This is a genomic window from Mesorhizobium sp. WSM4310, from assembly GCF_007003935.1.
In the GTDB taxonomy this organism is placed as follows: domain Bacteria; phylum Pseudomonadota; class Alphaproteobacteria; order Rhizobiales; family Rhizobiaceae; genus Mesorhizobium.
This window is the reverse complement of record NZ_VFTA01000005.1, coordinates 67,667-93,391: the sequence shown is the minus strand read 5'-3', so window position 1 is coordinate 93,391 and position 25,725 is coordinate 67,667. Positions and strand designations below refer to the sequence as shown.

The window sequence follows — 25,725 nt, the reverse complement described above, 5'->3', positions numbered from 1 at the left end:
GAAGGCCGCCATTTCGGCCATCTGCCGGCCAAGCGTCAAATGGAAACGATCGGGCCAGCAATTGCTTAGCCGCCCTTGGCCGCACCCGGCAAAGCGACTATTTCAGGCGAGGCGGTATGTTCCGCCTGGGGAGCCAGTATGCTGAGAGTGCAAAAGGTCAAGGTCGACGAGATTTACGTGCCGACGGCGCGCAAGAAGACGTTGCACCCTGAGACCGTCCGCCATCTGGCCGAGGACATATTGGAGAACGGCATGAAGATGCCGATCCAGGTCCGCCACGACGGCAAGCGCCATATCCTTGTCGAAGGCCTGCACCGGCTGGAAGCGGCCAAGTGGCTCGGCGAGACCGAGATCGACGCCTATCTGGTGCAAGCCAAGCGTCACTGACACCTCCTTCGTCCTCGCGTTATTGAAAGCCTGCCGGTATTTTTTTCACTGGTCTTGTCGAGTTGCGTTCTGTCGGCTCGTCCTTGGGACGGAAGCCAGATCAAACCGAGGAGACCACCTTGACCACCAAGCTCGACATCGCCCCCGCCAATGACCGCGAACTGGTTCTCGCCCGCATCATCGATGCGCCGCGCGAGAACGTCTATCGCTGCTGGACCGACACCAGGCTTTTGACCCAATGGTTCTCTCCGAAACCTTGGACGACGCCGCGTGCCGAAATGGATGCGCGCACGGGCGGGTCGAGCCTTGTGATCATGGCCGACCCCGACGGCAATGAATTCCCCAACCCGGGCGTCTTCCTGGAAGTCATTCCCGGCAAGAAGATCGTCTTCACCGATGCCTACACGCAGGCGTGGGAGCCATCCGAAAAGCCGTTCATGACCGTCGTGCTGACCTTTGAGGACGAAGGCGAGGGCCGGACCCGCTACATCGCGCGCGTCCGCCACTGGAGTGTCGCCGGCCGCGAACAGCATGAACAGATGGGTTTTGATGCGGGCTGGGGCCAGTGCACCGACCAGCTCGAAGAGATTGCCAGGACGCTTTGATACAGGACAGCTCCGCCGACGGTCGCGTCCAGGCTCAGGAAGCGTTGGCGCGGCGCGGCTGCCTGAGATGCTTGATGCCGCTCATCTCGACGAAATTCGTCGCCGCCTCCCAGAGATAGTCGCCATAGAAAAACGGCTCGAAAGGCTCGGCGCCGCTTAGGGACAGCGGCGCGATCTCGGCGTCGACACGCGGTTCATAGAAAAAAGGGATCGAGAACCGCGCCGTCTTCGGTGCGATCACCCGATGCCGCGTCGCCCGCACACGCCCGCCGGTCCAGCGCTCCAGCAACTGGCCGAAATTGACCGCCAGCGTGCCGTCGGCGGGCGGCACGTCGATCCATTCGCCGGCGAGGTTCTTGGCCTGCAAGCCCGCGACGCCGTCCTGCGCCAGCAAGGTTACGAAACCGGAATCGGCATGCTCGCGACCGATGATGGTGCGCGTCTCTCCCTTGTGGAGGACCGAGAAGTCAGGCCCGCTGATATCGATGCCGGCATTGGCGTCGCGCAGGGGATAGCGGATCAGGCGCAAGGTGGAGATGCCGTGATCGAAATAGGGATCGAAGATCGTTTCCGGCAGGCCAAGCCCGCGCGCGATCGACCGCATCAGCGCGTTGCCGATCGTCTCCATCGCGCGGTAGTAGTTCGCCGCTGCCGCGCGCCAGCCGGGCAGGGCGCCTTCGGTCGGCAAAGGCGTCGGCTCACACAGCGGATCGTCCGATGGCAAAGCACGCGCCGCCGCGGCGATATCCGGCCCCATGTCGATGCCTTCCTTATAGGAAACGGCCGTCGGCTGCAGCGGAAACCAGCCGCGATAGACATTCTTCCTGGTCCGGTCGAAATTCCAGCGCAGCAATTTCTGCTTCTCGGTGTCGGGAAGGGCGAAGATGCGCAGCAATTGCGCCCGGCTTTCCGGCGTCAGCCAAGCGTCTCCGGGAAAATCCCGAACCGCCATGAAGCCTATTCCCGACGCGGCGGCCATGATGCGGGCGTCGGCGCGGTCGCGGCCGGGCGAGGGCGGCCCGAACAGGTCCGCGATGCCGATGGTTTCGATGTCTTGCGTCACGGCTCCCCCCATCACGGTAATCGATGAAACAGTATCAAAGCTTTTCAATTGACCCAATCAGTCCTGCCATTTACCTCGGCCGCACACTCTCATCATGGATCACGGTGATATGGCTAAACATCAGGGCGGGTGCCTGTGCGGGGCGGTGCGCTATAGCGCCGACGCGGCGCCCATCAACGAACGCATCTGCCACTGCCGGCTTTGCCAGAAGGCGATCGGCGCCGCCTTCAACGCGCGCATGCTGTTTCGCATCGATGATGTGACCATCGAGGGGCCGCTGGCGGCCGTGAACACGTCGCCCGATCTCAAGCGCGGCTTTTGCCCGAGCTGTGGCACGACGATGTTTTCGCGCCGCGACTCCGCCGGCATCATCGGCATCACCACCGGCTCGCTTGACGATCCCACGGTCTTCAGGCCGCAGATGCATATCTTCACCGCCTCGAAACAGCCTTGGGTGGTGCTCGATGACGGCCTGCCGCAACATGAAGGCGCTCCGCCGCCGGGCTAGGTCTTCCTTCCCCACAAGGGAGAAGGGAAGCGCGCGACCATGACCAAAAATTAATCCAAATCATCACGCGATAGCCGGCAAAACGTCATTGGCGGGCCATCATTGTCCTCCTATCTATGCTGCGCGGGCCGGCATTCGAGGAGACGACGGATGAACGACAGCATCAGCACCCTGGACGAGCTTTTGAGCGATCCGATGGTCCTGCTTGTCATGGAGCGCGACCGTGTGCGCCCGGAACAGGTGCGCATGCTGCTCGAACGGGTTCGCAGCCGCGCGCCCGATGACGCACGCGCCGATCAGCCGGTCGTTCCGCCGGCCCATATAGTGGCCAGAAGTTGTTTCCAGCAATGGCTGCGCAGTTAGGCGCGGTCAGTTGGAACTGGCCGGCAGATAGCTGTAGTGGCTGCGGAAATAGGCAATCTTGAAGCCGAGACGCGCATAGTTGCGATAGGCCGGGCCGTCGCGCTGCTCGTGCGGCGCCTCGATGTCGGCGACAAACAGTTTGGCGCCGGCCGCAATCCCGTCGCGCACCAACGCTTCGCCAAGCACCGCGTCGAGATCGAAGCTCGGCGCCATGATGCCCGGCACCGGTGCTTCGATGCCGCTCCAGGCCGCGCCGTCGGCACCGATGAACAACGAGCGCACCGCCGCCACGGCGCCGTCCCGCTTGGCCATATAGTGATGCCAGCCCTGTCGGCCGACCAGAGCCAGTAGCCAGGGTGAGGTGGGCAGCCGGTAGCTTTTGTCGATGAAGCCGGCCCATTCGCTTGCCGATGCCTTCGTCACGCGTTCGACCGAAACCCCATCAATCGTGAAAAGCAGCTCCGACGACAGCGGGTCGGCCTCGCGATAAATCCGCTCCCAGCCGCCCTGGCGCTGCAGGCCGCGCGCCTCGAGCCAGCATCTGAGGCGAGATGGTTCGGTGTGTGGATTGACATAGAACCATGGCCGCGAAATGCCGGCGGCGCGGTAGTGCGCCAGCAGTGCGTCGAGCTGGCTTTCCGAGGCCGGGCTGTCGACGCCGAAATTCTTCACGCAATTGAAATGGACGAACGGGATCGTCGTGCAGGTGGTCCATGCGAGGTCGCCTTCTCCCGCTATTGAAAGGCCTTGCCTTGCGGCGAAATCGGCGGGTGCTGCGGCATAGAGGTCGAGCCAGGCGTTCACCTCGGCGCGCTCGATGATACGGCTGAGGTCGCGCGAGACATTCTCGATCGCGATGGCTGGCGGGCGGGGTTCGGCTGGCGCTTGCAATTCTGACAGGGCGGTCTGCATGGCGCTCCTCCATCACCAAACTTACAATGTAAGGTTAGCAGATCATAATGTTGATGCGCGACTTGTCAACCGGGGAGACGCCTTACAAATCGGTAAATTGGATTCCGCGCATCGCGCGTCTATTGCTCGCGCGGATCGCTCTTCAAGATTCTCCGACGGAAAGGCTCGACATGGCTGACATCTGCACCCAGGGCGTGGATACGGGCTTTGTCGGCCTGGGATATGCCAAGGTCGCTTTTCTCGGCTTGGTGCAAGGCATCACCGAGTTGCTGCCGATTTCCTCGACCGCCCATATGCGCATCGTGCCGGCGGTACTCGGCTGGCAAGACCCGGGCTCCGCCTTCTCCGCCGCCATGCAGCTTGCCGCGCTTGCGGCCGTGATCAGCTATTTCTGGGGCGATGTCAGAGATCTCCTGTTCGGCTCGCTAGACGCGCTCGCGCGCCGCGATTTTTCCGACCGGCATTTCCGGCTGGCGTCCTGGATCGTGCTGGCGACGATCCCGATCGTCATTGCAGGCGTCGCGCTATCGGGCGTTCTCAATGCCTGCAATTCGCCGCTGCGCAGCCTGAGCGTGATCGGCTGGTCGTGCATCGCCATGGCGATCCTGCTGGCTCTGGCCGAGATTTTCGCCCGCCACAAGCGCACCATCGCAGAAGCGTCGCTCGCCGATGCGCTGCTTGTCGGCGTCGCCCAGATCGGCGCGCTGATCCCCGGCGTCTCGCGCTCGGGCTCGACCCTGACGGCGGCGCTGGGGCTCGGCTTCAAGCGGGCCGAGGCGGCGCGCTTCTCGTTCCTGCTCGGGCTGCCTGCGATCGCGCTTGCCGGCCTCAAGGAACTGTGGGAACTACACAAGGTTCATCTTGACGCCCATGGCTGGTCGGTTCTTGCCACCGGACTGGTCGTCGCCTCGATCTCCGCCTTTTTTGCCATTTGGGGCTTGATGCGGGTGCTGGAACGCTTCTCCGCCTGGCCTTTCGTCATCTATCGCGGCCTGCTCGGCGTCGTCCTGTTGCTCGGCCTTGCGATGGGATGGCTGGCTTAGCGGGCCCAGTGTTGCCTGTCGGCACCAGTTGGGCGCATGAGTCGCTCCCTAGGAGATGTGATCGCTAGGGTTGATTGACTTCGGAATGTAACCGCCCTTAACATTCTGTTAACAAAACAGGTGGGTGGGGCCGGATGGCATCCTCGATGGGTTGGCGCCGCAAGGCGAAGGGGCTGGCGGTTGCCGTGACCGTCTTCGGTTCGGTGGTGGGGTCGGCCTTTGCCGCGCCTGCCTCCATGGTTGTCGGCGGCTCGACCTCCCAGCCGATCGGCCACTATGATTTTTGCAGGATCCATGTCGCCGAATGTTCGATCCGCTCGCCCGACAGCGTGCCGGAACGCCTGACCAGCAAGCTGCTGCACGATATCTCGGCTGTGAACCTCTCCGTCAACACGCGCGTCAAGCCGATGAGCGACATGGATAATTACGGCAAGGACGAGTGGTGGGCCTATCCGGAAAACGGTCTTGGCGACTGCGAGGATTACGCGCTGGAAAAGCGGCGTGAGCTCAACAGCCTGGGCATTGCCATAGCCAATCTTTTGATGACGGTGGTTCGCAAGCCTGATGGCGAGGGTCACGCCGTGCTGACGGTGCGCACCGACAAGGGCGACTTCATCCTCGACAATCTGACCGACAAGGTCCGCCTCTGGAACCAGACGAGCTATCGCTACCTGAAGCGGCAGGCGAGCGACAACACCGGTCACTGGGTCTCGATTCTGGGTGGCGACGAACAGCTGGTCAGCGCCGTCAAATAGTCGGGTCGGCTCCGCCGCGTCCGAGCATGAACCTCTTCGATCCGATCCTTTCGTGCCGGTCTTCCATGGTGCCGGCAAGTGGTGATAACCACCACAACTGATTGAAGCTGGCATCCGCAGGGCACATGGACTTTCTGACACTTCTGAACTCGGCGCCCCTGCTGCTGGGCCTGGTCAAAGCCACGCTGCCACAGGCCGTCGCCGGCACGATGGCATTCAGCCAATGGTTCGTGTCGCTGCCGCCATGCCGCGACTTTGCTTTCGAGGCGACCAGTTATCTCATCTGCGAGGTCGATCCGAAACTGTATTCGATCGAGCTGTTCTGGAAGGATCCGGCCGGCAAGCCATTTCAGTCGCTGCACAATCTCGACGCTGCCCAGCGCGCGGCCGGCCGCACCATGCTGTTCGCCGTCAACGCCGGCATGTATCATCCGGACCTCAGGCCGGTCGGCCTCTATGTCGAGCGTGGCCAGGAAATGGCCGGTGTGAAGACGGGATCGGGAAGCGGCAATTTTTCGCTGCAGCCGAATGGCATCTTCTACATCAGCGGCGGCAAGGCAGCGGTCCGCGCGACCTGGGACTTCGTCCGGAACCGGCCGTCCACCGACTATGCCACGCAATCGGGACCGATGCTGGTGGTCGACGGCCAGCTTCATCCGAAATTCCAGTCCGACGGCACCTCACGCAAGACCCGCGATGGCGTCGGGGTGCGCAAGGACGGCGTCGCGGTCTTTGCCATTTCGAACGGCACGGTGAATTTCCATGCATTTGCCCGGCTGTTCCGCGATGCGCTCGGCTGCGACAATGCGCTGTTTCTCGACGGCACGATATCGAGCCTGTTCGCGCCTGCCATCGGCCGCAACGAAGATTACTGGAATTTGGGGCCGATGATCGGCGTGTTCAGGAAGCGCGGCTAGACGCGGGCGGCTCGCCTGCTCCGGAGCTTGAGCGCGATCACTGTTACGATGATCAGGGCTGCCACACCGATCGCCGCCAGCCCGAACAGGCTGGTCACGTCGAGCTCGGGGATGCTGCCGGCGCCCTTGGCCACCAGCCAACCCGGCGACAGCACGACCGGCGCCCAGATGATCGCTGACAGGATGTTGGCGACCTGGAAGCGGCGCCGGTGCATGCCCATCATGCCGGCGACCAGCGGCACGGTGGCGCGGACGGGGCCGAAGAAACGGCCGACGAAAACCGCTGCGAAGCCATAACGATGGAAGAACAGCCGCGCCCTGGCGACCTCGCGGCCGTAACGGTTCAGCGGCCATTTATGGACGACACCGCGCCCCAGCCATCTGCCGAGAAAGTAGGAGATGGTATCGCCGAGCGCCGCCCCGATCATCGCGGCCAGAAGGACGGGCAAAGGCTGTACGATGCCGGCCCCGACCAGGCCGCCGACGATTATGAGCACCGTGGTGCCGGGCAAGAGGATGCCGACCAGCACGAGCGACTCGCCGAAGGCCAGCAGCCCGACCACGATCCCGGCCCACGCCTGATGGTTCTCGATGAAACAAACGCTCTGGTCGATGAACGCCTGCACGCAAGCTCCTGTTTAAAAGCGTTTCTCAGCTGCCGCTGTCGAGCAGGCTTCTGAGTTCGTCGAGCTTGTCGTCGACGAGCCAGCCGTAATAATTCTCGACCGGCAACTTGCGGCCCTTGCCATCGGACGCCTTTGAAGAAATCGTGGGAAATGCCTGCGGCAAACGCAGCCTCCCGTCTCAACAGCCACATCATGGCACTGTCAAGGCTGGCCCGGCCGCGTCGCCGGGGAATGTCTGAAACGGGTCATAGTCATGGTAAAAAACTTGATTCAAACTTTATTGGTAATTTCTCGTTCATAACTGGCGCTGTTGTCCGTCGGTCGTTGCCTTCGGTCTGTTGTGTTTTGAGTACAGGTCCAGATGCGGTTACCAGGCGCCATCAGTTTCGTGATCGCATCGCTGTGCCTCGCCGGCTGCTCTTCGACATCGGGCATGGACGCGCTCGACATGCAGAAGCCGTCGAATGAAACCACCAGTTCGGTGGTGCGGCCAAGCGCACCGATCACATCCGTTCCAGTGAGCAAGGCCAGCAATGCTCGCAAGCTGGCCGAGGCCGCGCCTGAGGACGCTCCTGATCGGCCCTTTGGGCTGGCGGAGGAAGAAACCGTGGCGCTTTCGGCGCCCGAATTGCCGGACAATGTCGATCCGCCCGTCGAGCCCGCGGCCCTGGTCTCGCCACCGAAACTTTTGTCGCGTGCCGCACCGGCGATGCTTGCCGGCCCCGTCACGCGCTACGGTTTTCGCGATGCCAAGCCCATCAATTTCGGCCGGGCCTCGCCCCGGCACCTTGCCGTGCACGGGGTTGACGTGTCGCGCTGGCAAGGCGACGTGAACTGGGAAAAGCTGCGCGCCCAGGGCGCCAACTTCGCCTACATCAAGGCAACCGACGGCGGCGACCATCTCGATCCGATGTTCATGAGGAACTGGCGCAATGCCGATGCCGCCGGGCTGAAGCGCGGCGCCTATCATTTCTTCTACTGGTGCCGCACCGCCGGCGAGCAGGCCGACTGGTTCATCCGCAACGTGCCGAAGGTCGATGGCGCCCTGCCGCCGGTGATCGACGTCGAATGGAACGGCGACTCCAGCTGCAAGCGGCGCCCGTCACGTGAAAAGGTGCTGGAGAAGATGCAGGTGTTCATGGACAAGCTTGAACGTCACTACGGTCAGCGCCCGATCATATACACCGCCCCCGATTTCTATCGCGACAACCTCCAGGGCGCTTTCCTCGACTACCCGTTCTGGCTGCGCGCGGTGGCGCGGCACCCGTCAAAGGTCTATCCCGGCCGCAAATGGCTGTTCTGGCAGTATTCCGGATCTGGCCTGTCGCACGGCGTGACCGGCCGCGTCGACCTCAACGTCTTCCATGGCGACGAGCGGCAATGGCGCGCCTGGGCCGGCGGCGGCGGCCGTCAGATGATGGCCGACGCGGATTAGGGTTCGCGTCGCCATCCGTTCAGGTCCTGCCGCCTATTGGAGCTGGTTGCTCCCGCCATTCCTGTCCTCGCTCAGCCGCAGCTTTCTCCGCAACGCCATGATCTCGGCAATCGCGGCATCGATCATGGTGAGAAGCGTAATCGTATCGTGCTGGGTGGGATCCGCTCTGACATAGGCGAGCTGGTTGACGATGTCGGTGTCGTCCTCGTTTTCGTCGCTCATGTCCGTTTTCCGGTTGCTATCTTCCAGACGTTCTCATTCGATCCGATCCGTCGTCAAATTGCACCTATATCACTTCGTCGTGTGAATGGTCGCCCATCCAACCGGTCCGACCGCCTTATTTTGGACGACGGCGACGCGATTCGTCGAAGGTGGCAAAAGCCAGAACCGCGGAAAATGATGCGAAGCTGAACAGGACTGCGGCGATAACCATGAGGTCGTAAGTCGACACGTTCGTTCTCCCTGGGACGATGGCCAAGGAGCAAGGAGACCGCACGGGCGATGCATCCGCGTTGATCTGGATCAACCGATCGGCAGATGCCGTGCGCAGGTGACCGTGGCCGAGGGCGCAGAGAGGCGAGATTCATTATGCCCGTCATCCTCGACTCGTATTGGCGCCCTTGGATGAAGCCGCGGTCTCGTTGATCATTGCCTCGATGTTGTAGCCATCGGGGTCGAGTACGAAGCAGGCGTAGTAATTCTCCGCATAATCGGGACGCGGGCCGGGCGCGCCATTGTCTTGGGCGCCGGCTGCCAGCGCCGACTGGTGGAACGCATCGACCTCTGCCTTGCTGCGGACGCGGAAGGCAACATGCAGATGGGTGAGCGGCGGCGCCTCGCCTGTTCGCTGGATCTCGAACAGGCAGCCACTGCCGACGTCGAAAGCCCAGAACACGCCCTCCTTGCCGAAGGACAGGCAATAGCCCAGGGGCGCGAAAGCGCGTTCGTAGAAGAGCTTGCTCTTCTCCAGGTCGGACACTTCGATGGTTATGTGATCGATCATCTGGTCCTCTGTTGCGCGTGAACCTTGTAAGCTAAGTCTGGCGCTCTTCCTGCGCCCGAATCTCGGCGGTCTGGGCCAGCACCCAATCCCGGAACACCTTGATCTTCGGCACGTTGCGTCGGCTTTCCAGGTGCACCAGCCAATAACCGTCGCCGTCGGATCCGACGACTTCGAAGGGCTGTATCAACTGGCCCTTCGCCAGCAGGGCGCTGTAGATATTGCGGGTGAGGATGGCCGCGCCCCGATCGGTCAAAGCCGCCATTGCGTCGTAGGCCTGCGACCCCAGCATCGGACCTGCGATGACGCGATCGGGCTCGAAGGGTAGGCCGGCGGCTTCGAACCAGATCTTCCACCAAGGATCGTCGGCGCAGCACAGCGGCACCTTGTAGAGATCCTCGGGCTGGCGGATGCCGCCCACGCTTTCGGCCAGTCTTGGGCTGAGCATGGGCGTGTAGTCGGCCTTGAACAGATAGTGCGCGGTCAGACCGGGCCAATTTCCGGCGCCGGTCCGGATCCCGATGTCCATGTCCTCGCGTGTGAAATCGACCAGCCGGGGCGATGTATTGACCTTCACGGCAAGGTCTGGATGCATCAGCTGGAATGTTCCAAGCCACACGGCCAGCCAGTTCGTCGCGAAGGTTTCCATGGTCGTCACCGACAGCACTCCGGTCGCTCCGCCCTTTGTGGCGACCCATGCATCGGCCAGGGCCGAGAACGCCCCGGATGCATGCGGCGCCAGCTGTTGTCCGGCCACGGTCAAGGCAATCTGCCTTGTTTTTCTTATGAAAAGTGGCGTTCCGGCGCGCTCCTCCAGAACCTTGATCTGATAGCTGGCCGCCGATTGGGTCATGCCGAGTTCTTCGGCCGCCTTGGTGAAACTGCCCAGCCGCGCGGCGGCTTCAAACACCCTGATAGCCCCCAATGGTGGTAGTTCCCAACTCATGACGCATCAGTCCTCCTGATGCATGGTACGCGACGTTCGATTGGAAGCCAAGGCCGCGAACAGGCATGCTCTGGTCATCAACTCCAACACGAAAGGACAGGGCAATGACCACCACCCTCTACGACACGCTTCGTCGCCCGATGCTCGATCTCTTCACCGCTCCGTTCAGGCCCCGCAGGCGCGGCCTGCTTGACCAGCGTTCGCTGTCGGATCATTTCCTGCGCGACATCGGCGTCCTCGACGGACACGAGCCTCCCGGCACCATTCGCTGAAGAAGCTTTTTTGGCGCACATGGATACAAGGAAGGGCAAGATGGATGTGTTGTCGCAGGCCCTGGCGAAGAGCCGTCAAACGATTAGTGCCTACGAGGATTATGCGGATCACTACGATGCCATCGTGCGGCATGTTCCCAACGACAGAGAGCAGGCATCGCTGAAGCGCCTTGCGGCGATTGCTGGCACGTCAGGCCGGATTCTGGAAGTCGGGTCGGGAGCGGGCTACGATGCGGACTTTCTGGAGGGCCTGGGTGTCAAGGTTCGCCGCACCGACGCGACAAAACGGTTTCTCGAGCTGCAGGCCACGCGCGGCAAGCATGGTGAGCTTCTCGATCTCCTCACCGACGATCTCGGCGGCCCCTATGACGCCGTCCTGGCGCTCGCCGTCCTGATCCATGTGCCGCGCGACCAGACCGACCAGGTGCTTGCCAGGATAGCTCGGTCGCTGCGGCCAGGCGGCGCCTTCCTCGTATCGATGCGCAACGGCGATGGCGAGACGGACAGCAGCTATCATACGGTCTTGTGGCGTCGGGACGACTTCGCGGCCCGTCTCGAAGCCGCCGGGCTGGTCCTTCTCAGGGACGATTTCAACGTGGGCCGCAACAGCGAGGAATGGAACACCTTCCTGGCTGTCAGGCCGTCGTGAAGGGATCTTCTTCCATCTCCTGCAAGGGGAGAAGGAGAGGGCGCGCGTTACGCCCGGCCGCTCATCTCTCGACTTTGCGAATAAGCGAGACATTGCCGCCGCAGTGCTGTCTAGTGCCTGTTCCTGCACTCCGGGGGGGATCAGGGTGGAGCTGGAACTCAAATTTCTGCTTGTCGGCTTTGCCTGCGCGGTCTCCGGCATGCTGTCGCTCATCACTATCGTGAAATGGCGGGAGGTGCAGGCGCTGAGCCGCTGGTTGCCGACGCCGGGAAAGATCATCTCGTCGCGCGTCGAGGCGCGTGAGGTCAGAAGCTCGGGCGCTGGCTCGGACAGCATCGATACCACGGAGATGCGCAATTTCCCGGCCATCACCTTCGAATACAAGGTCGGCGGCAAGAAATTTCAAAGCTCGCGCTACAGCGTGAAGGAAAATTTGGGGAACTTTGAAGTCCGCGAAACCCTTGCGCAGTTTCCCCGCGATGCGGAGGTGACCGTCTTTTACAATCCGGCCGATCCGAGCAAGGCCGTGATCGAGCGCACCATGCCGGACGGCGCCTTCAAGTTCATGTTCCAGCTCTCGGCCGGGTTGGCGATCGGCACGGCGGTTCTGGTGTTTTCCATCGGCGGCGTGCTTGAGGCGATCCGGCCGCATCTGCCCAAGCCGCAAAACCTCGGCGCCGGCGCATTGCTGCTGTTCATGGGCCTGTTCGCTCTGCGCATGGGCTTTGCCCAGAAGTCGCTTGCCGAGCAGGCGGCAAAATGGCCGGTCGCCGCCGGCCGCATCGATGCCTCAGGCCTGCAGGCGCTGCGGACCCATTCAAGCTATCAACCCTGGCGCTCGGTTTTCAAATCCCGCATCGTCTACAGCTATGGCGTCGCTGGCCAGCGCTACAGCGCCGACCGCGTCACCTTCGGCGCCACGGTCACGGCTTCGCTGCCCGGCCTCGTCAGCGGCCAGGCACGAAGCTATGCCGAGGGCAGCAAGGTCGACGTGCACTATGATCCCGCCAACCCTGGCTCGGCGGTGCTCGAATGCCGGGTGCGCGGGCTCTGGCTGCTGTGGGTCTGTTCGGCAGGATTTCTCGGCGGCGCCGCCTTTCTGGTCGGGCTGGTGTGAGGGCGAATTTTTGGCTTCGACAACGCTTTCCCGGAGACATCCAGTGATCGTTCGCAAACTGGCTTGCGTTTTCTTGGGCCTGCTCGGCCCGATCCAGGTGACGAATGCCAAGGAATGCCTGCTGAGCCACGCCACCTACCGCGAGCCGCGCTCAGGCGCGGTTCTGCAATTCCGGCCGCTGGACAGTGAGCCGGCGGCGCTGACGGCGCAGGTGTTCTCGCTGAGCGTGCCAAACACCGATAAAAACCTGCCGGCCGATATCACTTGGACCAACGGCAAGAATTCCTTTCCGCTCGGCACCATCCGCCACGCCTGCACCGACGATGATCGCGAAGCGGGCCTGCAGGATAGCAGCGGACTGTGCAGGATATGGGACGGTCAGGTCTATGCCTTGACCGGCGGCGGGGCCGAACAGTTGAATTCGCGCGAAGCGACGCCGGCGCCGAAAGGGCTGCTGTTGCCCGATTTCGGTGTGGCTTTCACCGAATGGGCCGATTTCGCCAACGCCAATCCGGACGGCTCGGCCTGGGATGCCTTCATTCTGACAGGGTGCAGCGATGACTAGCGTCGTGAGATCGATCAGGTTGCGTTGCGTGCAGGCGCCTAGACCAGTGCTCCTGCCGCTGGCGACCCACCTCCTGTCTCGCCTGCGAAGGTTACGCTAAGTCCGCGCCACTGGGCGGTTCCTTCTGGCGTGCGCGGATCCTGCCGATGCGATGTGATCGATGGCGGACGTCAAACCGCGGATAAGCGGCTTGCGTAGCGGCGTTTCGACAAAGCGCCAGATCAAGAAGGAGGCAAGGAGCACCGCGAGCAAAACGACAAAGAACGCAGCGTTCTTGCCGATAAACGGGGCCAGCGCGTTGAGAGAGAGATAACCTATGTACTGGTGCAGAAGATAAAGTGGGTAAGTCAATCCGCCGAGCATCAGAACGGTCTTCGAAGGGGCCACGCGGGAGCGGATCAGGAGTGCACCTGCGAAAATCCCAAAGACAAATCCATTGGCGACCAGGAGAGCGGGATAGGGAATGGCCGTTCCGTAATGTTCCTGCATCCAGCCCTGATTGAATGTGATCGTCTGGCACGACAACAGGAACGCTGCGACAAGAAGGATGAGCGCTGCCGGCGAACGACCTTTTGCGACAACCTGTTGGGCCAAAATGCCGACGGCAAAAAAAGGCGCGTAGCTTGTGATAAGCAAAATTCGTATCGCCGTGTTCCCGAAGAAGAGCTCATTTCCTGCCGAAATCACGAGCCAGATGGCAACGATCGCCAACTTCCAACGCTGGAAGGCACCCGCAAAAATAAGCATCGCAACCCAGCCATAGAATACGATCTCGAGCATGATCGACCAGTAGACACCGTCCATGGACGGCCTGCCGAATGCCCGGGCGAACATGGAAAGATTGGCGACATAGGTCGAAAAATCTGTCGGAAATCTAGGGTTGTCGGCGATCGAGAGAACGACAAACGTCAAGGTCATGCAGAGCAGAAATCCAGGATAAAGCCGCACGAAGCGCGCGACGGCGAAATCCTGCCACTTTCGCCCCTCAGCCGACCACGTGATGACAAAACCGCTGATCAGGAAAAACAGATTGACACCGAGATAGCCATAGATGGCAAACGGGGCAGCCACAGGATATCCAGCGTCGACATCTCCGGCAATCGGTCCCCGATAAAGGTAGTGAAAGCACACAACCGCCAAGGCTGCGATCAATCGTAGAAGGTCGAGTGATGCCAGGCGCGATGAGTTGGTGTTGCCAACCATTTCCATTGCCCCTCCTCGTCATACAGGGCCCTTTGACCCTGACCAAAAGCCTGATCCCAAGGCTTCGGCGTCACAGAGAGGTCTATCGAGCGCCTATCGATAGTGCTTGTCGCTTCGGGCTAAATCATCGTGCGTTTGCATGAGTTCAGCCTCGCCAGAACGGGACCGAAGGTTCACAACGCTCTCACAATAAAATGCGCGTGGTCTGGGAAAATATGGGCGACAAGACGATCGGCCTTGCCGCTTGGGCGCACCGCTGCGACTTCGGCTTCCGCCAGATCCATTTCGAATTCGCCGGCAACGCGCTCTCTATCAAATACAGCGATGGCGGCGCGGCCGACCCGCTGGTCGAGGTGTTCGACATCAAGTCAGGCGAAACCGCCGAGGCCGCCGTGCAGCGCCTGTTCCTGGAGAAGACCGATAAGACCGTCAGCGCCCGCTGCGTACCGGCGCCCTACACGGAAGGCACCATGCCTGCCGGCGTCAAGCGCTGCACATCCAGCCCCGATGCCGCCTATGCGAAAGAACTGAAGCGCTTGCCAACCCCGATCAGGTCCCGGAGCCACCCTGCGGCGACTGGGGCGGGATGGCCGACGGCATCCAGTATTTCGAGGTGCCGGAGGGTGAGGGGCGGAAGGATGCTGCTTGTCCGGGTCGGGCAGGACGAACCGTTGTTCGACGAGCAGACGCTGCGGGTGCAGTAGGCGCTGAGCCGATCCTAAATGTTAGAACAGCTCGATCTGAACTGGGTTAGCCTCATCCGGCTTGGAGTTATTGTCGATGATCTTCAGGATTTCCTCCCGAGATCTAGCCAAACGGAAGAGTCGATAGTTTGCAACTTTTTGATTCCGCTCGACAAAGGTCCTCAAGATGCTGCTTGCCTTCTCAATCAAGCCAATGGCTATTGTCGTCTCTGACAACGGAATGGAAGCCCGGCGCATGAGTTCCCCAATGACGAATAGCAAATGAAAATGGCCTTCGATCAGCCATGATTCTTCAAAAGAATTTCGAGTAACCGATGCCTGCCAGGCCAGGATTTCTTTTCTGCGACGCTCGATCACGGAATAACATTCGTGCGCCGCGATAATTATCTCGGGCGTTACCGCATGAGGATTGAATGCCTCCTCATATAGGTCGCCAAATATATCATTCGAATTAGTTTTGCTCTTCGTCGGTTCGCCGCAAAGGTACGCCAGGACGAGCTGGCCTGCTCTCGCCGCATCGATCATCCTCATTCCTGGACGAGGTGCGTTCTCTCCGCGCTTTCTAATATAGAAATAGTTGTGAGGCCGAAGACACTCAACAAGTTGGCGCTGTATGTTGTCGTTTGCTCGCAAGTCGCGATTCAAGATGCGGCTCTGCGTGTTGCTTGCGAGGGCAACCCGCTCGATAAATGTACTATCGTTCGTTTCGATGATTTTCACGTGAACATAGCCGTCGTCTAGGTCGGCCATGGTTCCGGTCGAAACCGCATGAACTACAGTCGCTGTTTGGCAGCCATTCACGATCTGAGGGTTTACCATCGTGATAGGGTGTCGGCCGTTCGCTACTGAAACAATCTGTTCGCAAACGATTGTAAGACCGGAGTTCAAGAACCAAAAATCGCTTGCCTGTCCGGACAGTAATGTTTCGCGGATTTCCCTATTGACCTCATTATCCAAGCCAAGGAAATATCTAACGTTTTGCCAGATTAATCGCTCGTCGAATGTTTGATTTTCTGCGCTGAGAAACTGAGTCAGTTCCTTCAACGAGACCTTCAGCATGACAGCCCGCTTGTTGGCCTCTTTTACGCTGAACGCGGCATCATCTGACGGAACGATCTTCTTCTTGAACCGAGGCTTAGTGGCCTTTACGACACCATGAGATAGCTCGAATAATCCATATTCGAACAGGGAAATTTCGTGACGGCTCAGAGCTTCAACTAGTCGGTTGTGAGCATCTCTTTGAAGCGTGGCCTGGTTTGAAAAGAGATGAACCGAAATCCGATAACTCTCTTCTGCAAAAATATCCCATATTTCCCTAACTTTTGCAGCTAGAGGGCCGTTGCATGTTTTGAGCATATCCTCGCGATTAAGAACGACGTCTTCAACAAAAGAGATTATTTTATCAATTTCATCGCCGGGGAAATTCTTACGGGAATTTTTATATGAGACAACCGTCTTGCATGACCCGATATTTATTACACGATTGTCGTGGTCGATATAGACAATGTCGATGCCACGGTCATCAAAGCCGTCAACGATATACTCATCGACTTCTGGTTGAGGTAGCCCAAAGACAGTTTCTAACGTAAGTCTAGTGAATGCATCGCTGCGCGAGACGCTGGCGCTCTCACGTTCCCGTATGCCGCTTTCAACGACGCCGAAATCTAGGATTGTCGGCGTCGTTGCATTTACGACTTTTGGGCTCAATTGATACGAGAGGCAAAGTTGTGACTCTGCCCCTTTGGATCTTATTGAAATCCCTGGGGAATTTTTTAGGAAGAAAATCCACACCCAAAGTTGTGACTCTCCCAGACGCAAAGTTGTAACCTTGAGTGTCCCGCGAAGGTTTTCGGGGGCAGTTTCCGATCCTTGGATGGACGGCGTTCCGCCGCGGAAGCCACGTCTCTGTCTCTCCTCGGCTTAGAGGTCGGTTGAGCCGTATGTTTCCGAGCGGGACCAGGACGCACTTGACTGCGGCTGCGACCCGCGGAAGAAAAGGCGATAGCGTGTGGATTGCTCAGGTTCAGGCTAGCGGGCTTGCAGCGGTTCGTGGCCGAAGGCCATCTGATCGCACTTACCCGCGTTTCCTAATCGCAGATTTGCAGGCGCTCCAGCAGCGCATTCGCGAGCAGTCTAGCCGCGATTTCCGCTGTACCCATCACACTGACGCTTCGGCACCTTTGCTCCGTTGTACCGTAGCGGGAAGGCTGCTGCTGCGCCGGCCCGCTCACCACTCGCTGCGATTCGTGCCGAGCCGCTCGCGGAGCGCAGCGAGGGCCGAGATCTCGCCGCGCAGCATCAGATGGAGCGCTGACTGGCCTCTGAAGGCTGAGTTCGGCAATTTTTGGCGCGAATGGCAGCTCCGCGCCTAATATCGGACCTTGAGGTCAGATTTGCGTCGGCTCTAAGCAGACATTGTCCGCACGGTCGAAACCACGCGGTAGCGATCTGCCGGAGCTGGCTAGCCCACGGCCTGGCGCACAGCGATGGAGCCGCTCAATTGACGTAATGCAGTTGCACGAAACGTCGGCGGAACGCAGTTGCATCGTGTGCGATGTCTTCGGGTAGCCCGTTGCCGAGCAGGCTGCGAGCAATTAGTGACGCCAGCGCTGGCATGTCAGCTTCGGTCATCCCCCAGCGCACTATTTCCGGTGTTCCCAGCCGCAACCCGTTCATGTCGCCCGCGATCAAACCCACCGGCAGTCCGATCCCACATGCCAGCATATTAGAACGGCGCAGCCGCCTTGCCGCGGTCTGGCCACCGCCGAACCCCGCTGCCTCAATCGCCAGCTGGTGGGACTGTGTCGGACCGTTCGCTGCCTGGAACACCGGAACGTTCCGCTCTATCAGTGCTGCGGCGAGGGCTTTCGCGGTCGATACCATTTTCGTGGCGTAAGCCACACCATGGGTTTTCCAGTCCAGCAGGGTGAGTGCGAGCGATGCCGATTTCGCAGCGTCGAAGTTGGCCGTCATCCCGGGGAATGCGATCTTGTCCAGCTTTTCCGCGATAGCCGCGTCGTTGGTCACGATCAGACCGGAGGGAGGTCCACCCAGGCTCTTGTAGGTCGACATCGTCATCAGATGTGCGCCTTCCTCCAGCGGCTGTGGCCAGACTTTCCCGGCGATCAGGCCGCAGAGGTGCGCGGCGTCGAACAGCACGAGCGCACCGATCTCGTCGGCTATGGCACGGATCTCCCGGACGGGGTGCGGCTGGAGGTTCAGGCTGGCGCCGACGGTGATCATCTTCGGCTTCACCTTGCGTGCCAGATCGCGCAGAGCCTCCACATCAACCGTGTAATTTTTGGCGTCCACCGGTGCGGGGTGTGTGATCAAGCCATACATGCCGGCGCTGCCGGCCGCGTGATGGGTGACGTGTCCGCCGATCGACGGGGGCGGCGCGATGATGCTGTCGCCCGCCTTGGCGGCCACCATAAAGGCGTAGAGGTTGGCGATGGCACCCGACGCGACCCGGATCTCCGCATAGCGAGCGCCGAAAACCTCTGCAGCTAGTTCGGCCGCGATGACTTCGATCTTCTCGACACCCTCCAGCCCCATCTCGTACTTGGCTCCGGGATAGCCAAGCGAAGGCCGCGAGCCGAGCCCCGCACTCAATGCGGCCTCGGCTTTCGGATTCATGATGTTGGTGGCCGGGTTCAGATTGATACAGTCGTGGACATGTATGGTCCGGTTCTCATCGATCGCAGCCTGGATGGCAGAGGCAATCGCATCGGCGCGCTGCGAACTGACCTCGCGCCCAAGACGCTGGACGTACTCCTCGCTCGCTACGGGTACCCATGGTCTCTTTGCAAGTGAGGGCATTTTGATCTCCTCTTGGCCCCTAAGGTCAGCGCCGTTAACCCATACGTTCTGATGCATAGGATCCGGGCGACGGGGGGAACACGATCGTCTTGTTGCCATCCAGGAATACACGGCCGTGGATGTGCGCATGGATGGCCCGGGACAGCACTTGAGCTTCCACGTCGCGACCCAGACTGACGTAGTCTTCGCCATTTTGGGCATGAGTGACGCGGATAATGTCCTGTTCGATGATCGGACCCTCGTCGAGATCCGCGGTGACATAGTGGGAGGTGGCGCCGATCAGCTTCACCCCGCGCTCGAACGCCTGCTTATAGGGATTCGCACCCTTGAAACTGGGCAGGAAGGAATGGTGGATGTTGATGATCCTGCCCGAATACCTCTGACACATCTCATCGGACAGAACCTGCATGTAGCGGGCGAGGACGATCAACTCAGCCCCTGACTCGGCCGCGATGCGCATCTGTGCCGCCTCCGCCTCACGTTTATTCTCCTTTGTCACGCGAATGTGGTGGAAGGGAATGTCGTTGTTGGCCACCACCTTCTGGTAGTCGAGATGGTTCGAGATCACGCCTACAATATTCATCGGCAGCGCGCCAATCCGCGTCCGGTAGAGCAGGTCATTCAGGCAATGGCCGAAGCGTGACACCAGAATGAGAACGTTGCGTTTGGCGGCTTCATCCAGGAATTCCGCCTCCATGCTGTATTTAGCAGCGACCGGCTCGAAAGCTTCGCGCAACTCCTCGAGTGTGCGCCCCAATTCAGATCGGAAACTTAGGCGCATGCAGAAGCGGCCGGTTTCGGAGTCGTCGAACTGCGCGCAATCGCGGATATTGCAACCGTTTTCGCTGAGGAACGCGCCGATGGCCGCAAAGATGCCGCGTACCGAATGACAGGTCACGCGGAGTGTGATTTTGGGGAACTTGTCCATCGGGATTTTCCTAGCTCCCTATCTGCTGCTGACGGCGGAACGCGGTCACGGTGTTGGCAAGCAGGCAGGCAATGGTCATGGGTCCCACACCCCCCGGCACAGGCGTGATGGCACGGGCATGGCCGGCCTCCTCGATCGCCACGTCTCCGACGATGACGGGCCGGCCAGCGGTCTCTTCAACACGGTTGATGCCGACGTCGATGACGGTGGCGCCGGGTTTGATCCAGTCACCGCGCACCAGGCCGGGCCGGCCTGCGGCCACGACCAAGATGTCCGCCATCCTGCAAAGCTGCGCCAAGTCCCGGGTTCGCGAGTGCGCCACGGTGACCGTGCAGTTCTCAGCCATCAGTAGCTGAGCCATCGGCTTGCCGACGATGTTGGACTTGCCGATCACGACCGCGTTGAGGCCGGCCAGATCAAGGAGCTGCTCCTTCAAGAGCATCAAGCAGCCGAGCGGGGTACAGGGAACCAGCCCTTCTTGACCGGTGGCGAGCCGTCCGGCGTTCGCGACATGGAAGCCGTCGACGTCTTTGTCCGGATCAATAGCGTCGATGACGACGCCGGCGCTGAGGTGGGCAGGGAGCGGCAGCTGCACGAGAATGCCGTGGACGCTTGGGTTTTCATTCAGGCTTGCGATAAGGGCGAGGAGCTCGCTCTCAGTCACGGTGGTCGGCAACCGGTGCTCGAACGATCGCATACCGGCCGCAACGGTCTGGCGGCGTTTTGAAGCCACATAAATGGTGCTGGCCGGATCCTCCCCCACCAGCACCACCGCCAAGCCCGGCACGGTGCCGGTCTCTTTCTCAAGCAGCTGTACATCGTGGTTCAGCCGGGCCAGGAGCCTGGCGGCAAAACCCTTGCCGTCAATAAGTGCGGCGCCGAAGGACTGGTGCATCGTTATATCCGAGATGGGTTAGGGGTTCTGGGTCAGCTGCGCGCCACGCTCGAGAAACATCTCGAACTGCTCGGCAGGAACGAACGCACCGCCCGTGGTCCAAAGGACATGGGTCGCGTTCGGCAGGCTGGCCTCCAGCACGTGCTTGCTCAGGTATGTCCGGCCGGCCGGCGAATTGGCGATGAAACCCGGACCGGCGAAGCTCGCGGTCGCCGAGGGCTCGAGCTGGATAGCCAGCCTGGTCTTCGCGAGATACAGCCAACGAAACAGGTCGTCGTCGTCGACTGTAAAAATACCCGAAAGCAGCGGCCGCATGACCTCGGCAACGAAAGCCGACATACGAGCCACCGCCATGCCGTCTGCTTCGGTCTTGTTGGTCAGGCCAACATCGTAGACGGATACCAGCTTGTCTGACCCGCTCATCATGTGCACCAGCGCGCAGGGTGATTGAACCGGTTCGACGAAGAAACAGTGGACATTGTCGCCGAATACCGCTTTGGCGCCGTAAGTCACGCCACCCGGCGCGCCGCCAATGCCGCACGGCAGATACAGAAAAAGCGGATGCTCAGCATCTACGTCGACGCCGCGTGCAGCAAGCTGGTCGGCGAGCTCGTGGGCGGCGGCGCTGTATCCGAAAAACAGATGCTGCGACCGCTCGTCGTCGACGAAATAGACAAGCGGGTCTGCCTCGGCCTCCGCGCGTGCGCGCTCGACAGCTTGGGTATAGTCTGAGGGATGCTGGACAACCTGGACGCCAAGGCGTCGTAGCCGTTCGACTTTCCATGCCTTGGCATCCGACGACATGTGCACCACCGCCTGGAAACCTAGCGCGCGGGCGGCGATGCCGACGCTTAGGCCCAGATTGCCGGTGCTACCGACGGCAATTGTATGCCAGGCGAACAAGGCGCGCGCCTTTTCCCCAGTCAGAGAGTCTAGCCCGTCACCTCGGACGACGCCGTGCTCACGGGCGAGATGTTCGGCATGCATCGCCACCTCGTAGATTCCGCCGCGGGCCTTGATCGACCCCGCGACCGGCAGATTGTTGTCGGCCTTGATCAACAGACGCCCCAACGTTGCCTCGTCATCACCCAAGGCGTCAGCCAGCTCTCTGGCATCGATCAGGTCGGAGCGAATCCGGCCCTGACTTTGCTTGAGTTCGGGGAAAAGCCTCTGCAGCACGGGCGCCAGGCGTTCCCAATTCCCCTGCGCCTCGGTCACCTGCCACTGCCGAACAGGCAATGCGGACGACGCAATACCGTCCGCTACCAGGTTCGGATTGAGCCATAGAGTAGGGCGGGCTGCCAGGACGTCGGACCTAGCGGGGTCATCAGGGAGTCGGATATTCATACCCATGCCTCTGATTGATCGTGTGGAGCGAAGGACTGGCTTCAGCTGTAGGTCGGGAAGGCCTTGCACAGTTCGGCGACGGTGTGCCGAACCTTCGCGGCCGTGGCCTCCCTCGTGTCTGCTGCCTCGGCGTCGAAGAGATCGGCGATCATGTTGCCGATGGCCTCGAATTCTGCCGGACCGAAGCCACGGGTCGTGCCTGCCGACGAGCCGAGGCGGAGGCCCTTCCATTCGGATGGCCGTGCACTGTCGAACGGGATTGGGTTCTTGTTCGACGTAATGCTGACCGCTCCCAGCAGGTCCTGCGCCTGCTGTCCGGTAAGGCCCTTCGACGATACGTCTACTAGGACCAGGTGCGTGTCGGTTCCACCGCTGATGATCGCCACCCCACGCTTTTGGAGCGTTGCCGCCAGCAACTGAGCGTTGGCCTTGACGTTTGCAGCATAGGTCTTGAACTCGTCCGTGAGCGCCTCGCCCAGGCTGACCGCTTTGCCTGCGATGACGTTGAGGTGGGCGCTGCCCTGAACACCCGGAAACACGGCCGACTGTATCTTTTTGGCGAGGTCTTCACGATTGGTGAGCACCAGACCGCCGCGTGCGCCCCGCAGAGTCTTGGTGGTAGTGCAGGTGACGATGTCGGCAATTGGAATGGGCGAGGGGTGCACGCCGCCGGCGACCAGACCAGCGAAATGGGCCATGTCCACCAGGTAGACGGCGCCCACGCTGTCTGCGATGGCGCGCATGCGGGCGAAATCGTATTCACGCGGATAAGACGAGCCGCCAGAGATGATGAGTTTCGGCTTGTTCTCTTCGGCAAGTCTCTGGACATCGTCGTAGTTGATCCGGCCGGTGTCGCGATCCACACCATAAGATACGATGTTGAACCAGCGACCGGACTGGTTCGGTTTCGCGCCATGGCTAAGGTGGCCGCCGGCGGCCAAATCCAGGCTCAGGACGACGTCACCGGGTTGCAAAAGAGCGAAGAAGACGGCCTGATTGGCCTGGGTGCCTGAATGTGGCTGGACGTTGGCGAAAGCACAGCCAAAGAGCTTCTTGGCGCGATCGATGGCCGCGTTTTCAACGACGTCTGCGAAGTCCGCACCGCCGTGGAAGCGATTGGCAGGATAGCCTTCGACGGTCTTGTTTGTGATCGTCGAGCCGAGAGCCTCGAGGGCGGCAGCGCTGACCGAATTTTCGGAGGCGATCAGTTCGATCTGCCCCTGCTGGCGCTTTTTCTCGCCCTCCAGCGCGTTGAACACCAGCGGGTCGCGCTCGGCGAGGCTGGCGTGGAAGTATTGGTGAGTGCGCTGCGGCATCGTCATCGAGATCCTCCATAGGCGGCTACCCAAGACGGTAGCTGCAGCTTTCATTCAGATAAAGTGAATACTCCTTGCATATATCATTAGGGCAGCTAACGTATTAGTGTCGACGGGAGTTATCCATGGACCTCAGCCGCCTGCGCGCGCTTCGTGAGCTATCGGTACGCAAAACCATGGCGGCGGTAGCCGAAGCCCTTTTGGTGTCGCCGTCCGCGGTGTCGCAGCAGATTGCCTTGCTGGAGCAGGAGCTCGAGGCAACCCTGATCGAGCGCCGGGGGCGTGGTGTCAGCCTCACCGTTGCCGGCGAGCAACTGGTCCAGCGCGCGAACCGCATTTTCGCCGAGCTCGAAGCCGCCCGCGCCGATATCGCGGAGATCAAAAAAATCATCGCTGGCGAGCTACGCGTGGCCGCGTTCCCTTCGGTTGCAGCGGCTTTGATGCCCTCCACCATCAGGGAGCTTTCGCGTCTTTATCCGCGGCTGACCATCCAGTTCGATGAGATGGAGCCGGAGGAGAGCCTGGCCGCGCTGAGGAGCTGGCAGACGGACGTCGCGATCATCGACGACCTGAACGTTCCGGCCGGAGCGCTCGACCCTAATGTCGAAACCGTCCCGCTCATCGAGGATGTCTTCAACGTCATGGTGCCGCAGAAGCATCGTCTGGCCGATCGGCCGACCGTCACGCTAGAGGATCTGAAGGAGGAGCGGTGGGTGATCGACACGGCGTCCAGCCATTACACCAAGATGCTCACCGACGCCTGCCTTGCGGTGGGCTTCACCCCGCAGATCACGGCGCGCTGCAAGGGATTTGAGGTCACCGTGGCCCTTATCCGCGAGGGGTGCGCTATCTCGATTCTGCCTGGTTTGCGCGCGAGCCATGACCTTGAGGATGTCTGGGTGTGCAGGCTTGCTCCTGAGATCCGGCGCCGCATTTTCCTTGCTTTCCGTCAGGGTGAAAAGCGGAGTCCGACCCTGCAGGCTTTCATAAGCCAGGTCCAGGCGCAGGTCGCGACGAACTGGCCCTTGTCGCCGCCGGCAGCATCGTGATCGCGAAAGGCCGAAGCATTTTGGCTATCCGCCACTTCTGCTAATCTAATAGTACAGGAGAATTAAGTAGACCTGAATGAAGCGCATTCCTACGGTTTCAGGACCGAGTGAGATGGGCAGAGCCCTGCAGCTCCCGAACACCGGAGCCTGGCAGATACATCGGTTCAAAGAAAGCCCCGGCTTCCACCCGTCGCATCGGTACGAACATGGGAGCTCCGCGATCGGTGGAGCATATACCACAGGGGAATGCGATGAAATTTCTGACACTGTTCACGGCAACAGCGCTGGCCGGTCTGGCAATCGGTGCCACCCAGGCGTCGGCTGCGTCGATACTTGATACCGTCAAGGAACGCGGAACACTAAACTGCGGCACCGACAACACTGCGCCAGGCTTCGGCTACCTCAATACAGCAACCGGTCAGATGGAAGGCCTGGACGTCGATTTCTGCAAGGCGGTCGCCGCCGCCGTTCTGGGTGATGCCTCGAAGGTCAAATTCGTCACCGTGACAGACAAGAGCCGCTTCGACGCTGTAACCACTAACCAGGTCGACGTCGTATTCGCCCACACGACCATGAAGCCTGCGCGTGAATCGGCCATCGCGATCGACTTCCTGCCGATCAATTTCTACGACGGCATGGGCGTTATGGTGAAGAAGGAGGCCGGAATAGCGAAGTTCGACGAGCTTAACGGCGCTACCTTCTGCACCACCCAAGGCTCGGCCACCGAGACCGTCCTCAGTGCCGCTTTCAAAGCGCGCGGCTGGACTGGCTCGAAGGTCCTGACCTACGAAAACCTCGAGAAGCTCTTCGCGGCCCTGAACTCAGGACGCTGTAACGCCATGAGCACGGACCGCTCGGCGCTTGCCGCTTGGGCAGGCAACTCAGCCAGTCCGGCGGACTTCGTAATCCTGCCGGACATTCTCGACAAATCGCCTTTTGCGGGCTTCGTCGCCGCGAATGATTCCAAGTGGCGCAACGCGCTGCGTTGGATCAGCTTCGGCCTGTTCCAGTCCGAGGAGTCGGGCATCACTCAGGCCAACCTTGCGGAGAAGCTGAAAAGCGACGACCCATTCGTCCAGAAGTTCCTGGGCGCAGGCGGCGGCTTCGGCAAGGATTTTGGCCTGCCGGACGATTTCAATGCGCAGGCGGTCAAGGCTGTCGGCAACTACGGCGAGATCTACGACCGGAATCTCGGCCCCAAAACCAAGATGTACCTGGATCGCAAAGGCACCGCGAACGCCCTTTGGACCCAGGGTGGCGCGATTTACTCCCCGCTCTGGAACTAACCTGCCGAACCGGTC

28 protein-coding genes and 1 pseudogene are annotated in these 25,725 nt (G+C 60.8%); 15 read left to right on the top strand and 14 right to left on the bottom strand.

What is annotated here, in order from left to right; translation table 11 throughout:
* Positions 1 to 138 precede the first annotated feature (138 nt).
* Both FJV80_RS08115 and FJV80_RS08110 read left to right on the top strand, forming a co-directional pair.
* Positions 139 to 387, top strand: a complete 249-nt coding sequence (locus FJV80_RS08115; RefSeq protein WP_095770329.1) for a ParB N-terminal domain-containing protein — start codon at positions 139 to 141, stop codon at positions 385 to 387.
* 119 nt (positions 388 to 506) lie between these two features.
* Complete coding sequence (locus FJV80_RS08110; RefSeq protein ID WP_095770328.1) at positions 507 to 992, top strand: SRPBCC family protein; 486 nt, start codon at positions 507 to 509, stop codon at positions 990 to 992.
* A 34-nt stretch (positions 993 to 1,026) separates the two neighbouring features.
* On the opposite strand, the gene FJV80_RS08105 is transcribed toward FJV80_RS08110, so the two are convergent.
* Positions 1,027 to 2,055 (bottom strand): isopenicillin N synthase family oxygenase, encoded by a 1,029-nt coding sequence (locus FJV80_RS08105; protein ID WP_185975162.1) that lies wholly within the window; start codon positions 2,053 to 2,055, stop codon positions 1,027 to 1,029.
* A gap of 109 nt (positions 2,056 to 2,164) precedes the next feature.
* On the opposite strand from FJV80_RS08105, the gene FJV80_RS08100 reads away from it, so the two are divergent.
* Both FJV80_RS08100 and FJV80_RS08095 read left to right on the top strand, forming a co-directional pair.
* Entirely contained in the window at positions 2,165 to 2,563 is a 399-nt protein-coding gene (locus FJV80_RS08100; RefSeq protein WP_095791834.1) for a GFA family protein, read from the top strand.
* Between the two features lie 150 nt (positions 2,564 to 2,713).
* On the top strand, positions 2,714 to 2,926 hold the full coding sequence (locus FJV80_RS08095; protein WP_095770326.1) for a hypothetical protein: 213 nt from the start codon (positions 2,714 to 2,716) through the stop codon (positions 2,924 to 2,926).
* Between the two features lie 6 nt (positions 2,927 to 2,932).
* On the opposite strand, the gene FJV80_RS08090 is transcribed toward FJV80_RS08095, so the two are convergent.
* On the bottom strand, positions 2,933 to 3,838 hold the full coding sequence (locus FJV80_RS08090) for a hypothetical protein (protein WP_095791531.1): 906 nt from the start codon (positions 3,836 to 3,838) through the stop codon (positions 2,933 to 2,935).
* Between the two features lie 170 nt (positions 3,839 to 4,008).
* Here FJV80_RS08090 and FJV80_RS08085 point away from each other — a divergent pair, with 170 nt between their 5' ends.
* The 3 genes from FJV80_RS08085 (at position 4,009) to FJV80_RS08075 (ending at position 6,553) form a co-directional block, all read left to right on the top strand.
* On the top strand, positions 4,009 to 4,881 hold the full coding sequence (locus FJV80_RS08085; RefSeq protein WP_095788134.1) for an undecaprenyl-diphosphate phosphatase: 873 nt from the start codon (positions 4,009 to 4,011) through the stop codon (positions 4,879 to 4,881).
* 134 nt (positions 4,882 to 5,015) lie between these two features.
* On the top strand, positions 5,016 to 5,636 hold the full coding sequence (locus FJV80_RS08080) for a transglutaminase-like cysteine peptidase (RefSeq protein ID WP_095788135.1): 621 nt from the start codon (positions 5,016 to 5,018) through the stop codon (positions 5,634 to 5,636).
* A 125-nt stretch (positions 5,637 to 5,761) separates the two neighbouring features.
* Positions 5,762 to 6,553, top strand: a complete 792-nt coding sequence (locus FJV80_RS08075) for a phosphodiester glycosidase family protein (RefSeq protein WP_142876076.1) — start codon at positions 5,762 to 5,764, stop codon at positions 6,551 to 6,553.
* Here the strand turns inward: FJV80_RS08075 and FJV80_RS08070 are convergent.
* Positions 6,550 to 7,179, bottom strand: coding sequence for a DedA family protein (locus FJV80_RS08070; protein ID WP_142876075.1), 630 nt, complete (start codon positions 7,177 to 7,179; stop codon positions 6,550 to 6,552). The genes FJV80_RS08075 and FJV80_RS08070 overlap by 4 nt on opposite strands.
* A gap of 25 nt (positions 7,180 to 7,204) precedes the next feature.
* A pseudogene (locus tag FJV80_RS08065) lies at positions 7,205 to 7,300 on the bottom strand (DUF1402 family protein); the annotation flags it as partial.
* Between the two features lie 240 nt (positions 7,301 to 7,540).
* Between FJV80_RS08065 and FJV80_RS08060 the strand changes: the two are divergent.
* Positions 7,541 to 8,614: a GH25 family lysozyme gene (locus FJV80_RS08060; RefSeq protein ID WP_095770321.1), complete on the top strand. Its 1,074-nt coding sequence runs from the start codon at positions 7,541 to 7,543 to the stop codon at positions 8,612 to 8,614.
* A gap of 33 nt (positions 8,615 to 8,647) precedes the next feature.
* On the opposite strand, the gene FJV80_RS08055 is transcribed toward FJV80_RS08060, so the two are convergent.
* The 3 genes from FJV80_RS08055 to FJV80_RS08045 all read right to left on the bottom strand — a co-directional run bounded on the left by FJV80_RS08055 (position 8,648) and on the right by FJV80_RS08045 (position 10,560).
* Entirely contained in the window at positions 8,648 to 8,836 is a 189-nt protein-coding gene (locus tag FJV80_RS08055) for a hypothetical protein (RefSeq protein WP_095770320.1), read from the bottom strand.
* Positions 8,837 to 9,209: 373 nt separating this feature from the next.
* Positions 9,210 to 9,617, bottom strand: coding sequence for a VOC family protein (locus tag FJV80_RS08050; RefSeq protein ID WP_095788138.1), 408 nt, complete (start codon positions 9,615 to 9,617; stop codon positions 9,210 to 9,212).
* Between the two features lie 31 nt (positions 9,618 to 9,648).
* On the bottom strand, positions 9,649 to 10,560 hold the full coding sequence (locus FJV80_RS08045) for a LysR substrate-binding domain-containing protein (RefSeq protein ID WP_142876074.1): 912 nt from the start codon (positions 10,558 to 10,560) through the stop codon (positions 9,649 to 9,651).
* A gap of 104 nt (positions 10,561 to 10,664) precedes the next feature.
* Here FJV80_RS08045 and FJV80_RS34460 point away from each other — a divergent pair, with 104 nt between their 5' ends.
* The 4 genes from FJV80_RS34460 (at position 10,665) to FJV80_RS08030 (ending at position 13,163) form a co-directional block, all read left to right on the top strand.
* On the top strand, positions 10,665 to 10,832 hold the full coding sequence (locus FJV80_RS34460) for a hypothetical protein (RefSeq protein ID WP_185975161.1): 168 nt from the start codon (positions 10,665 to 10,667) through the stop codon (positions 10,830 to 10,832).
* A gap of 19 nt (positions 10,833 to 10,851) precedes the next feature.
* Complete coding sequence (locus FJV80_RS08040) at positions 10,852 to 11,481, top strand: methyltransferase (RefSeq protein WP_246688928.1); 630 nt, start codon at positions 10,852 to 10,854, stop codon at positions 11,479 to 11,481.
* A gap of 145 nt (positions 11,482 to 11,626) precedes the next feature.
* Positions 11,627 to 12,598, top strand: a complete 972-nt coding sequence (locus FJV80_RS08035) for a DUF3592 domain-containing protein (protein WP_179295897.1) — start codon at positions 11,627 to 11,629, stop codon at positions 12,596 to 12,598.
* A 43-nt stretch (positions 12,599 to 12,641) separates the two neighbouring features.
* On the top strand, positions 12,642 to 13,163 hold the full coding sequence (locus tag FJV80_RS08030) for a hypothetical protein (protein ID WP_142876073.1): 522 nt from the start codon (positions 12,642 to 12,644) through the stop codon (positions 13,161 to 13,163).
* 96 nt (positions 13,164 to 13,259) lie between these two features.
* Here the strand turns inward: FJV80_RS08030 and FJV80_RS08025 are convergent, their stop codons facing one another.
* Entirely contained in the window at positions 13,260 to 14,372 is a 1,113-nt protein-coding gene (locus FJV80_RS08025) for an acyltransferase (RefSeq protein WP_142876072.1), read from the bottom strand.
* 209 nt (positions 14,373 to 14,581) lie between these two features.
* On the opposite strand from FJV80_RS08025, the gene FJV80_RS08020 reads away from it, so the two are divergent.
* A complete protein-coding gene (locus FJV80_RS08020; RefSeq protein ID WP_185975160.1) occupies positions 14,582 to 15,070 on the top strand; it encodes a hypothetical protein in 489 nt (162 codons plus the stop codon).
* Positions 15,071 to 15,091: 21 nt separating this feature from the next.
* On the opposite strand, the gene FJV80_RS08015 is transcribed toward FJV80_RS08020, so the two are convergent.
* The 6 genes from FJV80_RS08015 to glyA all read right to left on the bottom strand — a co-directional run bounded on the left by FJV80_RS08015 (position 15,092) and on the right by glyA (position 23,381).
* The gene (locus FJV80_RS08015; RefSeq protein ID WP_142876071.1) at positions 15,092 to 16,861 is read right to left on the bottom strand and encodes an AIPR family protein; all 1,770 of its coding nucleotides are present in this window, start codon (positions 16,859 to 16,861) and stop codon (positions 15,092 to 15,094) included.
* 705 nt (positions 16,862 to 17,566) lie between these two features.
* Entirely contained in the window at positions 17,567 to 18,889 is a 1,323-nt protein-coding gene (locus FJV80_RS08010) for an aminotransferase class I/II-fold pyridoxal phosphate-dependent enzyme (RefSeq protein WP_142876070.1), read from the bottom strand.
* A gap of 34 nt (positions 18,890 to 18,923) precedes the next feature.
* Positions 18,924 to 19,817, bottom strand: coding sequence for a formyltetrahydrofolate deformylase (gene purU, locus FJV80_RS08005; protein WP_142876069.1), 894 nt, complete (start codon positions 19,815 to 19,817; stop codon positions 18,924 to 18,926).
* 10 nt (positions 19,818 to 19,827) lie between these two features.
* The gene (folD, locus tag FJV80_RS08000) at positions 19,828 to 20,712 is read right to left on the bottom strand and encodes a bifunctional methylenetetrahydrofolate dehydrogenase/methenyltetrahydrofolate cyclohydrolase FolD (RefSeq protein WP_142876068.1); all 885 of its coding nucleotides are present in this window, start codon (positions 20,710 to 20,712) and stop codon (positions 19,828 to 19,830) included.
* Between the two features lie 18 nt (positions 20,713 to 20,730).
* A complete protein-coding gene (locus tag FJV80_RS07995; protein ID WP_142876067.1) occupies positions 20,731 to 22,059 on the bottom strand; it encodes a D-serine ammonia-lyase in 1,329 nt (442 codons plus the stop codon).
* A 41-nt stretch (positions 22,060 to 22,100) separates the two neighbouring features.
* The gene (gene glyA, locus FJV80_RS07990; RefSeq protein ID WP_185975159.1) at positions 22,101 to 23,381 is read right to left on the bottom strand and encodes a serine hydroxymethyltransferase; all 1,281 of its coding nucleotides are present in this window, start codon (positions 23,379 to 23,381) and stop codon (positions 22,101 to 22,103) included.
* A 119-nt stretch (positions 23,382 to 23,500) separates the two neighbouring features.
* Here glyA and FJV80_RS07985 point away from each other — a divergent pair, with 119 nt between their 5' ends.
* Positions 23,501 to 24,424 (top strand): LysR substrate-binding domain-containing protein, encoded by a 924-nt coding sequence (locus FJV80_RS07985; protein ID WP_142876066.1) that lies wholly within the window; start codon positions 23,501 to 23,503, stop codon positions 24,422 to 24,424.
* A 251-nt stretch (positions 24,425 to 24,675) separates the two neighbouring features.
* Positions 24,676 to 25,710: a transporter substrate-binding domain-containing protein gene (locus FJV80_RS07980; protein WP_142876065.1), complete on the top strand. Its 1,035-nt coding sequence runs from the start codon at positions 24,676 to 24,678 to the stop codon at positions 25,708 to 25,710.
* Positions 25,711 to 25,725: the final 15 nt, after the last annotated feature.